Genomic DNA, 13802 nt, shown 5'->3' with positions numbered 1-13802 from the left:
CATGCGCAACGACGTGTGGCTCATTTTTGTTGTAATTTACACGAAAACCACACCTTAGGTCTTATTGATAAAAATCCTGCAAAATTGTATAATAATATGAATTATGCCATGTAGAATGGGTATTTGTGAGAGGAGGTAAGCCGATATGCTGAGCACAATTCAAAGTATTCTATCTAATTTTAGACCCGAAGATGCATTGGATATAGCTATCGTGTCTTACATCGTATATAAGATGCTCGGGTTCATCCAAGATACCAGGGCTATGCAGCTGGTTAAGGGCATCGTGATAATCGTGGTAGCATTCTTCGTGTCAGATATGTTCAATCTGTATCTGCTCAACTGGCTGCTCAAGAGTCTCGTAACCATGGGACTTTTTGCGGTCGTTGTGCTGTTCCAGCCGGAGCTGCGCAGAGCCCTGGAGCAGGTTGGGCGCAAGAATATCATGAATACAAACTCTTTTCGCAACATCGATAAGAGCAAAGCGGTGGAGGCTGTTGCTGCAATCGTAGCAGCCATCGACGATTTCTCGGCAACCAGGACGGGAGCACTCATTGCAATCGAACGCGAGACAATGCTCAATGACATCATCGAGACAGGCGTGGTCGTGGATGCGGAGATATCTGTGCGCCTTCTGGGCAATCTCTTCTACGAGGGCTCACCACTGCACGACGGCGGCGTGATCATACGTGGAGCCAGAATACATGCAGCTTCATGTGTATTCCCGTTGACAGAGAAAAAGAATATCGGCAGAAACCTCGGCACCAGACACCGCGCAGGTGTGGGACTGAGCGAGGTCTGTGATGCGCTGGTCATTATAGTATCTGAGGAGACAGGCGTAGTGTCAATATGCGAGGACGGCAAGATCCGCAGATTTGTGGACATGAAGACCATCGAAAAGACTCTTCTCAACATGTACCTGCCGTCCGAAACCGGTATGTACGGCAAGGTAGCACAGTTCGTACGCAGGAAGGGGGGAAAGCACGATGCAAAATAAAGTGTCAAGCGATAAGGGCATCAACAAGGTTAATCTTGTGCTTTCTATAGTGATTGCTTTTGCAGCGTGGGTGTACGTTGTATATAGCATCAACCCTACCGTTTCCAAGACTTACACAGATATACCTCTTACGGTTACCAATGCCAGGGATCTGGCCAAGAGCGACCTTGCGGTCAGTAAGATGGATATGGAGAAGATCAATGTCACGGTTCGCGGCAGGAGATCCTCGATTAATGAACTGGAGAAATCGGATATCGAGGCGACCGTGGATGCAGCTAATGCAGGCAAGGGTGAAAATGCGCTTGCAGTTCAGGTCAAGGTACCGAACGGCATAACCATAAAATCTCAGAGTGAAAATAATGTTGCTGTAACAGTCGAGGATCTCGAGGTCAAGAAGGTTTCCACATATGCAGCTTATAAGGACGGCCAGTCCGGTGAGCCGGTGGTCAAGAAGCAGGGGAATAAGGAAGTCGAGGTGCAGGGAGCGACAAGCCTAGTCAAGAACGTGGATGCGGTCAAGCTTGAGCTCGATGCTGATAAGGTTACAGATAAGGCGAGGGAGTTTAGCGCAAATGCAATTCCTGTAGATGGGAGCGGACGACAGATCAAGTACCTGATGACCGGTCCCGGCAGAGTGGCGGTAACAGCCTATAAGGGTGAGGTCAAGACGGTCAAGCTCAAGGTAAGCGTTACCAACAATTTGGACGGAACCTTGGATAGAACCTATTCTGCACCTAACACAATTTCGATTAAAGGAAGAAGCAAGGATATCAAGGATATCTCGGAGATTTCAACAGAGAATATGGATATCAGCTCCATTACCGAGACCGGTGATATAAATATTAAGTACGACCTGCCTAAGGGAGTAAGCATCGCCAATGAGTCTCGCAACGTCAAGCTCAAGATTAAGGTCAATCAGAATATACAGAAGACAGTAAATGTGCCGGCAGGATCTATTAAGATCAGCAACGTCGGCAGCGGGCTTACGGCGAGTGCTGACAGCGGTGTAAACATAATTGTGAAGGGCAGCCAATCCAGACTTGCCAATGTCGGTGCAGGCTCCTTCGTGGTCAGTGCAGATGCCGGAGGCCTTGGAGCGGGACAACATACTGTCACGGCATATCTCACCAACAATTCCGGGGCGACGGCTGTGCTTGAGCGTACGCAGATAACTATCACTATCCAGTAGGTGCTATTTCGGAAAGCTGCAGACTTCTGTGGGGGAGATATCAAGTAGCGTTATGTCGAAAGAAATATGATGTATGCAATTCTAAGTTTTGGATGCAGGGAGATATCAAGTAGCGCATGTCGAAAGGCTACTTACTGACGGCAGGATGTAATAGCGACAGGGGGAGATATCAGGTAGTGCCATGTCGAAAGCAGCCCGTTACATGTATATTCCGGAAAGCTGCGGATTTCTATGACGCAGATATACGCCTAGCGCCAATGTGCATGCAGTCGGTAAATGACAAGCTTTTTATATATTGCAGATAGATTATTAAGGAGAAGTTAATGGGTAGATTATTCGGAACAGACGGAGTGAGAGGCGTTGCCAACACAGAGCTGACAGCTTCGTTGGCGTTCGATATCGGTAGAGCTGCAGCGTTTGTGCTGGGTGAAAACAACAGGAGACCGGTGATGGTAGTCGGACGTGATACGAGAATTTCCGGTGACATGCTGGAGAATGCGCTTACGGCCGGAGTGCTGGCGGTTGGCGGAGACGTAATTAAGCTCGGAGTTATTCCGACACCGGCGGTTGCGTATCTCGTGAGGAAATACAATGCAGATGCGGGAGTCGTAATCTCGGCATCCCATAATCCGTTTGAATACAACGGCATCAAGTTGTTTAACGGCAAGGGCTACAAGCTTGACGACAGCGTTGAACAGGAGATAGAGTCAATCCTGCTGGGCGAGAAGGAGATCGGCACAGACGAGTTTGTCGGTGATAAGCTCGGCAGATGTCGCGAGGATGATACAAACGCTATCAAGCAGTACACAGACTTTTTGCTCACAACCATCGATAAGAAGCTGGACGGAGTCAAGGTCGTGCTGGATACTGCAAACGGAGCTTCATTTGAGACTGCTCATATCGTGTATGAGGTGCTCGGCGCAGACGTGACTGTGATCAGCGATGAACCGGACGGAATCAACATCAATAACGGATGCGGGTCTACACATCCGGAGAATCTACAGCGCAAGGTCGTAGAGATCGGTGCAGATGTGGGATTTGCCTACGACGGTGATGCTGACAGACTGATTGTTGTGGATGAGAAAGGCCGCATTATCGATGGTGACAGAGTTCTGTGTATCTGCGGCAAGTACCTCAAGGATATTGGCAAGCTTGCAGAGGGCAAGATTACAGCGACGGTGATGAGTAACATCGGACTGCACAAATATCTTGAGCAGCACGGAATTGATGTAGACGTAACCAAGGTCGGAGACAGGTATGTGCTGGAGTCGATGCTTCAGACCGGCTCGGTGCTGGGAGGTGAGCAGTCAGGACACATGATATTCCTGGACTACACGACTACAGGTGATGGAGTCCTCTCTTCACTGCAGTTCATGAAGGCATATCTTGCTTCAGGGAGCAAGCTGAGCGAGCTGCGGGATGAGATTCATATCTATCCACAGGCTCTCGTAAACGTCGGGGTGGATAACGCTTATAAGCAGGCTGCGCTCGAGGACGAGGAGGTGAAGGAGTTTATAGGCAAGGTTGAGGCCAAGCTGGAGGGCACCGGCAGAGTGCTCATCAGGCCTTCGGGTACCGAGCCTCTGATTAGGGTAATGCTGGAAGGCGAAGACAGTGAAGAGATCCGGGGATACGCTGAGCAGATAGCTGAGCTCATCCATAAGAAGTTCGGATAGGCTTATACATCTCTCATACAAATACAGAGTGATCGTTAGCGGTTCTCCGGCTCGCCGAAGGACTGCTATTTATAAGAATATATTGGAGGAAATATTATGTGCGGAATCGTAGGTTATGTAGGTAATGACGCGCCTCAGGGCATCGTTATCGAGGGACTTAAGAAACTGGAATATAGAGGATATGACTCTGCAGGCATCGCCGTTGTCAGCGACGGGGAGATTGAGCTCAGAAAGCATGTTGGCGCTATCGTCAACCTGGAGAAGCTTATCGGCAAGGAAAACCTCGGCGGTCATGTGGGAATAGGCCACACCAGGTGGGCTACTCACGGAGCTCCTTCGGATGTCAATTCTCATCCACATATGAGTGCCGACAACAGAGTTGCGCTCGTACATAACGGCACCATCGAAAACTACGTAGAGCTGAGAACAGCACTCGAGGACGAAGGCATCGGGTTTAAGAGTGACACGGATTCTGAGGTTGCTGCGGTTCTAATCGGCAAATACTACAACATGTCAGGCGACCTCAAGGCCGCTATGGACAAGGCTACCTCCGAGATGACAGGTACATTTGCACTGGCAGCAATCGCAGCAGATGAGCCTGACATGTTCGTAGCATATAGAAAGAATGCCCCTCTGATCGTCGGAAAGGGAGATGGCTGTAACTTTGTAGCTTCCGACTTTTCAGCGTTGCTCAAATACACCAAGGATGTGTATTTGCTGGAGAACGGGGACACGGTGGTGCTGACGCCTGACAGCGTTACAATTTACGATGAGACGGGCAAGGAAATAAAGCGTGAAACTATGCACATCAGCTGGGACGAGAGCGTTGCGGAGAAAGGTGATTTTGAGCATTTCATGCTCAAGGAGATTTACGATCAGCCGGAAGGAATCATGGAGACTCTTAAGCGAAATCTCAGCGACAACGGCAGAGTTGAGCTCTACGATATGACACTCACTAAGGAAGACTTTGCAAAGTTCAACAAGATTTGTATAGTGGCTTGCGGGACTGCATATCACGCCGGTTTAGTTGGAAGAAATATCATTGAGAAGCTTGTCAAAATCCCTGTAGAGGTCGATGTGGCGTCTGAGTTCAGGTACAGAGATCCGTTTGTAAATGAGCAGACCCTGTTTATCGCGATTTCCCAGTCCGGTGAGACCGCCGACACACTTGAGGCTCTCCGCGAGGCTAAGAGGAAGGGTGCAAGAGTTTTATCCATCGTCAATGTAGTTGGAAGCTCGGTGGCTCGTGAGTCCGATGACGTGTTCTATACATGGGCAGGACCGGAGATTTCGGTTGCTTCGACAAAGGCGTACACAACTCAGCTCTTGTCGCTGTATTTGCTGGCTCTATATCTCGGAGACCTAAAAGATACCATTACGCCGGAGTACTACAGCGAGATTATAGAGGAGCTCGCTGCAATTCCGGGCAAGCTTGAAGAAGTACTCAAGATGAGAGGCTCCATTGAGAAACTGGCCAAGAAGCTGTACGATAGAGATCAGGTTTTCTTCATTGGCAGAGGTATGGATTCCAGCGTTGCTTACGAGGGCTCACTTAAGCTCAAGGAGATTTCATATATAAATTCCTTTGCTATTGCCGCCGGAGAGCTCAAGCACGGAACCATTGCACTGATGGAGCCTAAGACAATAGTCGTTGCACTTGCAACACAGTCTAAGCTCTTTGACAAGATGGTATCTAATATACAAGAGGTTAAGGCTCGCAACGCCCATGTAATCTCCATCGCCAAGGAGGGCAATACAGCAATCGAGGAGCATTCGGATGAAACCTTCTACATCCCTAATTGCCTGGATGAGGTCACACCTCTGCTCAGCGTTATTCCTCTTCAAATCTACGCATACTATGTAGCTAAGGAGAAAGGCTGTGAGATCGATAGACCTCGCAACCTCGCCAAGAGCGTAACCGTAGAGTAGCAGGGGCGCAGTGAAGGTGTACGAGGGGATTGGACAGGACGTATTGCATTTAATTAAGAATTAGAGAATAGACATGGAAGAGAACAAGGCAATCAGGAATTATACAGAATGGATTAATGCCAAGGGAATCGATCCGAATATGAGGCAGGACCTCATGAACATGATATCCCGCCCCGATGATATCGAGGCGTGCTTCGGGGCAGAACTCAAATTCGGTACAGCCGGAATGAGAGCCGCCATGGGGCCCGGAGCATCTCGCATGAACATCTACACCGTAGCGACAGCTGCTTACGCTATGGCTGAGATGCTCGGGGAAAAGCAGCAGATTAAGGACGTTAGAATTGTCATTTCATACGATTCGCGCAATAATTCGAGAAAATTTGCGGAGGCAGCTGCGACTGCGATATGTACCGCAGGCGCACGGGTTATCTTCTCAGACAGATTGAGACCGGTGCCGATGCTCTCCTATGCTATCAGGCACTACAAGGCGGACGGCGGCATCATGATTACCGCCTCGCACAACCCTAAGGAGTACAATGGCTTCAAATCATATAGGGCTGACGGCGCTCAGATGATTGACTGTGAGACTGAGGATATCAAGTCTCGCATCAAGTCTCCGATTGAAGGCATTCAGATCATCGCATCGGCAGCATCCTTTGAGGAGCTCGTCGCATCGGGCAAGGTAGAGTACTTCGGTCGAGAGCTTGATGACAGCTATAACGCTATGGTCATCGAGTCCTTTAACAGCAGCAGCGTGAGCAGGAAGGCGCGCGCTTCGTTACGCATCGTGTACTCTCCTCTAAATGGCTCCGGCCGCGAGCCTGTAAGGCGCGCAATGAGAGAGCTCGGCTACGAGAAGGTCTTTGCGGTCGATGAGCAGGATCGGCCGGACGGAGATTTTCCGAGCCTCAGAGTGCCTAACCCTGAGTATGACGATACCTATGAACTCGCCATGAAATATGCCGATATGTCCATCGCTGATATCATTATCGTGACTGACCCTGATTCTGACAGGCTCGGAGTATCGGTGTACGACGAGGGCAAATACAAGAAATTAACCGGTAACCAGATTGGAGCGATTCTGCTCGAGTACCTGTTGTCCGAGTCCAAGAAGATGGGCAAGCTGCCTGCAAATGGATATGCGGTTACATCGATCGTCTCGACTCACCTCGCAAGAGCGATTGCTGCGAGATACGGTATCAAGCTGTATGAGACTTTGACCGGTATCAAGTACATCGCTGAGCAGATTAGAGAGCGTTCAGATGATGGCGATGAGTCATTCATGTTCGGCTTCGAGGAGAGTAACGGATATATGCTTAATGCGTCTGTTCGCGATAAGGATGGTGTTATGGCAGCTGTTGCTATTGCTGAGATCGCAGCTCTTTCAAAGTCAAAGGGCTTAACCCTGATAGATCAGCTGGATTCACTGCACAAGCTGTACGGATATGCTTCTGAAAAGAGCATCTGTATCGAGGGTGCGGGAGTTGGCGATAAATTTATGGAGCATCTGCGTTCACTTAATGGCACGCTAGGCGAGCCGGGGACTGAGCTCGGCATTCTGGATGTCAGGAATTACGCAGATTACATGCCTGAATCCAATGTGCTGCTATATGAGTTAAATGGACTGGACTGGATTGCTTTTAGACCTTCCGGCACTGAGCCGAAGTTTAAGATTTATTACGGGTTCTACGGCACGGAGTCAGCAGCAGAGAGCAGATTGGAGAGAATATCCAAGGCTGTGGTTGCAGAAATTAATAAATATAAGGAAAATTAAGATGGCAGATGATATTAGAATTGCTCTACTCATTGATGCGGAGAATATTTCGGCTCAATATGCAGGGGACATCATAGAAGAGATTGAGAAGTACGGAATCTGTTCCTACAAGCGTATCTATGGAAACTGGGAGCGCATTGTCAAGACGAGGTGGGAGCAGGAGATACGGAAGCATTCGCTTAAGCCGATGATGCAGGTCAACAATACCAGAGGTAAGAACGCCTCTGATTCGGCACTCATCATCGACGCGATGGATATACTCTATACAAGCAATGTCGAGGGCTTCTGCATAGTGTCTTCGGACAGTGATTTTACTTCGCTTGCCAGGAGACTGAGCGAGTCGGGCTGTCTCGTGCTCGGCATGGGAGAGTCGGACAAGGCAACAGAGGCACTTGAAAACGCATATGACAAGTTCATTTATATCGACCTTCTCGCCAAGCAGGCAGAAGAGGAGAGACTTGCAGAGGAAGAGCTGGAGGCTGAGTATAGGAAGCAGAAGCGCCAGGAGGAATACGAGCGCAGCCGTGAGGTGATTGAAAATACGGCCAATACTCCCAGCAAGAAGACGATTGAGTCCAGGATTCAACAGATTATCATGGAGAACAATGATAAGGGTAAGCCAACAGATCTCGGTCAGATTGGCAACGAGCTGAATCGCGTGTACAAGAACTTCGACGTCAGATACTACAGCATGAAGGGCGGCAAGCGCTATAAATACCTCAAGGAATTTGTAAACGACTTCAAGTCGCTTAGAGTAGAGGTGCACGGAGATCGCGGCATCTATGTTACAATCAAATAGCAATAAAAAACATCCTATTACAGCAATCGCTGAGATAGGATGTTTTGCTTAATTCTCATCAACGCTGAAGCTCAGCTCTGCACCGCACTCCGGACATAGTGCATCGCCCGGCGATGCCTGAAACTCCTTGCTGCATACAGGACATTTGATGATATATGTGTCGGCGTCGTAACCGTCAGGTACGTTATTGTTAAACGCTTCTCGATATTTCTTACCTTCCATAGCTCCTCCTAATTCTTAATTATTTATTATTTTACCTTATATCTGTTGTTTACTCAACTTGTTCGCACATATAATGATTTTATAGTTATCATTCAAAAACAGAAAGAAGGAAACCGTGAAGAACAATGCAGTTGGCCTTGGCGGGCTCAAAGTCGCGGTGACAGCAATTTGGATAGAGGTTGCATACACAGTATTCGGAGGGGCAACCGGGATAATAAGCCTGGGTGTGATGTCAGCGATGAGTGACACCACTGATTATTCATGTGCGTATACGACGGAAGTGACTTATGACGTAGTGATAATCCTGAAGATGGCAGAAGTTATTTTGCTGCTGATAGGGCTTGGCTATCTGCGAACAGTCAATCCGTTTTATAGAAGAGCCTTTAAATTCAATATCATAAACCTGATATTTGTCGTGACAGCGGTAAGTGCCGTGATAGCGATTGTAGTATCGTCTCTTGGATATCTGGTGCTGTCTGTTAAAAAAGAAGGTATCAATAATGCATCCGTAACTCATCTTGCATGCGTTGTGTTGACCATACTTATAGCGGTACAGCTTGTATCGAATGTACTCAAAATAATATATACCAGAAACATGATATTCGGAACACGAAGAGTTGTCGACGTAATAGGAAACAGCTTGCAGTCTCAAAACCTGACGACAGCGGAAAAATTCTATAGATATGGCATGATTGTCATAGCTGTGCTGCAGTCAATCGGCACGACAGGCGTTGTTTATATAGTTGCAAAGTACGGTTATAAGATTATTGGCGAAGGTACTGAAGCTTATCCGGCGCTGTATAGTGCCTTTAAAGAAATTCAGCTTTTCCTGTTTATGCTTATTATTGCGTTTATTGTCAGCCTTCTCATCCGGGTTGTGGTTGCAGTCAGGCTCATTCAGAGTGACGTTGTGATAGGGAAGCATGTGTTTAGCGAGGAAGAGAATGCAATGCTGCTGGAGGACAGACAGGCGGTAATCGAAGGTGTGAAGAGCAATGCGAAGTAGTGAGCTTTACGCCGGAAGAACACAGATAATAAAACGAAGCTGAGTATAAACTGTTTTATTGACACGAATTTTATTGACCAAAAGGAATAAGTATGTTAATATACCGGTGGTATATACCGCCGGTATATTAACGTGGAGAGATTGGATGAAAATATCAGAAACACAACAGAAAATATTAGAGGCCGGTAAACGCGAACTTTTGGAAAAAGGTTTTAAGGATGCGTCCCTTAGGAAAATTGTAGCGGAAGCGGGATTTACCAAAGGTGCTTTTTATGGATATTATCCGGATAAAGCAGCTTTGTTTGAGGCACTTGTTTCCGAGGCGGCGGATGGTTTGACGGAACAATTCAGAGCTGCACAGGATGCACATTTTGATTTAATTCCCGAAAATAAAACTTCAAAAAGCAGAGAGCTGTCTACGAAATATCTTCTGCATTTTGTGAATTATATCTATGATTATTTTGAAGAATTCAAGCTCGTGCTTTGTTGCTCTGAGGGCACAAAATATGCAGATTATATTCATGAACTTGTAGAACTGGAAGTATCCCGAACAGAAAAATACTACGCTGTTCTCAAAGAGAAGGGCAAAATAACAGGGAGCGTCAGTCATGATTTACATCACATGATCACCAGTGCATATTTTACAGCTGTATTTGAAACAGTAGTTCACGATATGACAAGAGAACAGGCGATCGAATATGTTGAAGAGCTTGCCGTTTTTTTCAATTCCGGATGGGAGGGGCTTTTAAGGCTTACGTAAGGTGCAAAAATTTTTTATAGCTTAGTTAGTTGCAACTAACATTTATATTATTATAAAGGATGTGCTGATTATGAAAAATGAAAACAAATTATTGACAAGAGACTATATTTCCATAGGCGTCTTCTCACTTATTTACTTTGTTATTGCATTCGTGATAGGCGGTATCGCACAGCTGACACCCGTAACTTTTCCGTTTATGCCAATGGTAGTCGCTTTATTTGCAGGCAGTGTTTTTATGCTGTATACCGCAAAAATACCGAAGAGAGGGTCGCTTGCCATACTCGGCATTCTCGCCGGAATCTTGCTATTTGTTACCGGTATGTTCTGGATGATGTCTGTATTTTTCGTCATATTTGGATTTATTGCGGATTTTATTTGCCGCACAGGAAATTTCAAATCATTCAGAAGGAATTTAATTGCATATTGTGTATTTGCACTATCTCCAATGGGAGCCTATATACCTATGGTACTAATGCCCGCACAGTTTGATGAATTCATGCGTAGAAAAGGCGATGTTTCCTCTTTTGAAGGAATCATCAATTCTATCAGAGTAAATTGGTGGGTTATCCCCCTGATGATTTTAGGGACAATTATCTGCGCCGTAATTGGAGGCCTTATCGGCAGAAAATTATTGAAAAAGCACTTCGAAAAAGTGGGGATCATATAGATGCTTTTGGATCCCAGAACAAAGCTTCTGATTCTGTCGATAACAAGTATTTCCGTTTTCCTGAATGAAAGTATAGTCATAGAATGCCTTTTCACGGCAATCCCCGTATTCTTGCTCTTGCAGGCAAGAGAACTCCGGACGGCTTCAAAATACGGAATTCTCTTTATTGTGTTATTGACAGTGCAGCTGCTGGTTATATTGAAATTGCCCGTTACGTTAGGGGGCATCATATATATGTTTGATGTCTATATAAGGAAGCTGATTCCTTGTTTTATGCTTGGCACATTTTTAATACGCACGACCAAGGTAAGCGCTTTTTTGGCTGCACTCAGTCGATTGCAGCTGCCCGAAGGCTTTACAATTGCACTTTCCGTTACATTGCGATATTTTCCGACAATGGCTGAGGAATGGAATTATATTAAAGATGCTATGGTTCTCCGAGGACTCTCTGCGTCTTTTGCAGGATTTCTGCGACAGCCGATCAAGATAATGGAGTATGTGTATGTGCCGATGCTGGTATCCGCTTCCAGAATCTCTGATGAAATCACGCAAGCCGCTATCACAAGGGGCATTGATCATGCAGGAAGACGCAGCTGTCTGGAGAAGGTTTGTTTTTCAATTTGGGATGCCCTGATGGTAATCATATATATAGGGATTATATGTATGATGACTTTTGATTTTTTACGAGGAGGTGTATTCCCTTGATTGAATTTATAAAACTCTCTTTTTCCTACAAGGAGTCGGCAAAAGGTTCTCTGCGGGAAGTGCACTTAGAGATTCCGAAAGGACAATGTGTTCTTTTATGCGGTGCATCCGGATGTGGAAAAACAACTCTTACGAGGCTGGTGAATGGGCTGATCCCTCATTTTTTTGAAGGAAGCCTTTTGGGAAAAGTAACTGTAGGAGGAATGAATGTTGCTGAAACTGAAATTTCAACTCTTTCCGATAGTGTCGGTACAGTTTTTCAAAATCCGCGAACACAATTTTTTAATACAGATACAGACAGTGAAATTGTTTTCGGACTGGAAAACAGAATGCTTGAGCCTGAAAAATTGAGACAGCAGCTTGAAAGAGTTACCAACGATTTACACATAGAAAAATTAAGAGGGCGCAATATTTTCGAGCTTTCCGGCGGAGAGAAACAGAAGATCGCATTTGCATCTGTATATGCCGCTAATCCGGATATCTTTGTATTGGATGAACCCTCTTCCAATCTGGATTTTCATTCTGTACTTGAACTGAAAAAACTTATAGAAAGAATAAAGCAGCAGGGGAAAACGATTATCATTGCCGAACATCGCTTGTGGTACTTAATAGAAATTGCAGATAGAGTCCTTTTGATGAAAGCCGGTCAAATCTTCAAGGATATGAGTATGCAGGACTTTTGCAGACTTCCTGTTAAACAGATACGGAATATGGGACTTAGGTGTCGAAACTTTTCTGAGATCGCAACAAATACCGATGATAAAAAAATTTCCGACCACACCTTGGAGTTAAAAGATATCCATGTCAAATATGGCGAAAAGACAATCCTGCAAAATATCTCTTTCACCGCAAACGGCGGAGAAATCGTCGCAATTACCGGTGCAAACGGAGCGGGGAAAACGACACTGGCACGTACTATCTGCGGACTTTTAAAACAAAAATCGGGGAATATATTTACAGACGGCATAAATTTGACTGCAAAAGCGCGAATTGAAAAATCTTATATGGTAATGCAGGATGTCGGCCATCAACTTTTTACAGATAGTGTAAAAACCGAATGCACACTTGGAACAAAAACACAAAATGGTACTCACGTTGATGAAACTCTATCGATACTGTCCCTTGCCGAATTGAAAGACAGACATCCCTTGTCACTTTCAGGCGGACAGAAGCAAAGGCTTGCAGTGGCAATCAGTTTACTCTGTGATAAAGAAATCCTTATTTTTGATGAACCGACCAGTGGGCTTGATTTAAAAAGCATGCGAGAAGTGGGAGCTCTGATAGAGCGTCTGTCTGCACAGGGTAAAATCCTGCTTGTTATTACACACGACATTGAATTTATAAAAACAATATGCTCCAGAGTCTTGCTTTTGTCAGGCGGTAAAATAATCGCCGATTTGAAAGGAGAAGAAAAGGAAGATATCGAAAATTATATTTTAGCAGGAGGGGATCGGGCATGACATACGAAAGATTTTACTTCGGAAGGTTAAATACACAAATATTAAAAGATATAGATGCAGAGCATAAAACGAAAATGAAGCAGCTTATCAAAGAAATCAATCAAGGGTCATGGACGGAAAAACAGAAAAAAAGGCAAAAAAACAGCATCATTTCAAATATAGCCTTGTACCGATGCTTCATAGATAAAGGGCTTTCAAAAAACGAGGCCAAAGAATTGGTAAAGGAGTATTCATTTTATGTTGCTGAAAAGGCACATAAGCTTTTGAAAACGTTTTTTCATATCCCCGGGTTTTTCCGTCTGTTCTGTCTGTTTATGAAAAAAGGGATGTCAGGTGATGAAATTTGGAAAAGCAGAATCCTGTCGGATGACGGTAGATGCTACCGCGTCGATGTGCTCAAGTGTCTTTGGGCGGATACCTGCAAGTTTTTTGAATGCCCGGAGCTTTGTGAAATATTCTGTCTGTGTGACCATATTGTATTCGGGAATATAAAGGGCTTGGTATTTGAGCGAAGCCGGACACTGGGGATGAACGGTGAAAAATGTGACTTTTGCTTTATGAACGGGAAAGGAAAAAACAGATGAATAAAGCTGAAAAATACAGACAAAATAATATGAAAAA

Annotated in this window: 13 protein-coding genes; 12 read left to right on the top strand and 1 reads right to left on the bottom strand. The window is 45.6% G+C overall.

Features of this window, described 5'->3' with window-relative positions; genetic code table 11:
- Positions 1-145 precede the first annotated feature (145 nt).
- From cdaA to HMPREF1152_RS07270, 6 genes are all read left to right on the top strand, one after another.
- Positions 146-994, top strand: coding sequence for a diadenylate cyclase CdaA (gene cdaA, locus HMPREF1152_RS07295; protein ID WP_009644511.1), 849 nt, complete (start codon positions 146-148; stop codon positions 992-994).
- Positions 984-2183: a CdaR family protein gene (locus HMPREF1152_RS07290; RefSeq protein WP_009644489.1), complete on the top strand. Its 1200-nt coding sequence runs from the start codon at positions 984-986 to the stop codon at positions 2181-2183. Before cdaA ends, HMPREF1152_RS07290 begins: the two co-directional genes overlap by 11 nt.
- A 323-nt stretch (positions 2184-2506) precedes the next feature.
- Positions 2507-3859, top strand: coding sequence for a phosphoglucosamine mutase (glmM, locus tag HMPREF1152_RS07285; RefSeq protein ID WP_009644490.1), 1353 nt, complete (start codon positions 2507-2509; stop codon positions 3857-3859).
- A gap of 96 nt (positions 3860-3955) precedes the next feature.
- Positions 3956-5788: a glutamine--fructose-6-phosphate transaminase (isomerizing) gene (glmS, locus tag HMPREF1152_RS07280; protein WP_009644514.1), complete on the top strand. Its 1833-nt coding sequence runs from the start codon at positions 3956-3958 to the stop codon at positions 5786-5788.
- A gap of 73 nt (positions 5789-5861) precedes the next feature.
- Entirely contained in the window at positions 5862-7562 is a 1701-nt protein-coding gene (locus tag HMPREF1152_RS07275) for a phospho-sugar mutase (RefSeq protein ID WP_009644524.1), read from the top strand.
- Position 7563: 1 nt separating this feature from the next.
- Positions 7564-8361 carry an NYN domain-containing protein gene (locus tag HMPREF1152_RS07270; RefSeq protein WP_009644537.1) on the top strand — a complete coding sequence of 266 codons (798 nt, stop codon included), beginning with the start codon at positions 7564-7566 and terminating at the stop codon, positions 8359-8361.
- 48 nt (positions 8362-8409) lie between these two features.
- Here the strand turns inward: HMPREF1152_RS07270 and HMPREF1152_RS09620 are convergent, their stop codons facing one another.
- A complete protein-coding gene (locus HMPREF1152_RS09620; RefSeq protein ID WP_009644583.1) occupies positions 8410-8583 on the bottom strand; it encodes a hypothetical protein in 174 nt (57 codons plus the stop codon).
- A 115-nt stretch (positions 8584-8698) separates the two neighbouring features.
- Here HMPREF1152_RS09620 and HMPREF1152_RS07265 point away from each other — a divergent pair, with 115 nt between their 5' ends.
- The 6 genes from HMPREF1152_RS07265 (at position 8699) to HMPREF1152_RS07240 (ending at position 13765) form a co-directional block, all read left to right on the top strand.
- Entirely contained in the window at positions 8699-9589 is an 891-nt protein-coding gene (locus tag HMPREF1152_RS07265) for a hypothetical protein (RefSeq protein WP_009644561.1), read from the top strand.
- Between the two features lie 145 nt (positions 9590-9734).
- Positions 9735-10349 carry a TetR/AcrR family transcriptional regulator gene (locus tag HMPREF1152_RS07260; protein ID WP_009644584.1) on the top strand — a complete coding sequence of 205 codons (615 nt, stop codon included), beginning with the start codon at positions 9735-9737 and terminating at the stop codon, positions 10347-10349.
- 70 nt (positions 10350-10419) lie between these two features.
- Complete coding sequence (locus tag HMPREF1152_RS07255; RefSeq protein WP_009644539.1) at positions 10420-11016, top strand: MptD family putative ECF transporter S component; 597 nt, start codon at positions 10420-10422, stop codon at positions 11014-11016.
- Positions 11017-11721: an energy-coupling factor transporter transmembrane component T gene (locus HMPREF1152_RS07250; protein WP_039883815.1), complete on the top strand. Its 705-nt coding sequence runs from the start codon at positions 11017-11019 to the stop codon at positions 11719-11721.
- Positions 11718-13181 (top strand): ABC transporter ATP-binding protein, encoded by a 1464-nt coding sequence (locus HMPREF1152_RS07245; RefSeq protein WP_009644542.1) that lies wholly within the window; start codon positions 11718-11720, stop codon positions 13179-13181. Before HMPREF1152_RS07250 ends, HMPREF1152_RS07245 begins: the two co-directional genes overlap by 4 nt.
- Positions 13178-13765 carry an L-2-amino-thiazoline-4-carboxylic acid hydrolase gene (locus tag HMPREF1152_RS07240; protein WP_009644473.1) on the top strand — a complete coding sequence of 196 codons (588 nt, stop codon included), beginning with the start codon at positions 13178-13180 and terminating at the stop codon, positions 13763-13765. Before HMPREF1152_RS07245 ends, HMPREF1152_RS07240 begins: the two co-directional genes overlap by 4 nt.
- Positions 13766-13802: the final 37 nt, after the last annotated feature.

The sequence above is a fragment of the Mogibacterium sp. CM50 genome (genome assembly GCF_000293155.1).
In the GTDB taxonomy this organism is placed as follows: Bacteria; Bacillota; Clostridia; order Peptostreptococcales; family Anaerovoracaceae; genus Mogibacterium; species Mogibacterium timidum.
The sequence above is the reverse complement of the archived record's forward strand: the minus strand, read 5'-3'. Positions and strand labels throughout refer to the sequence as shown.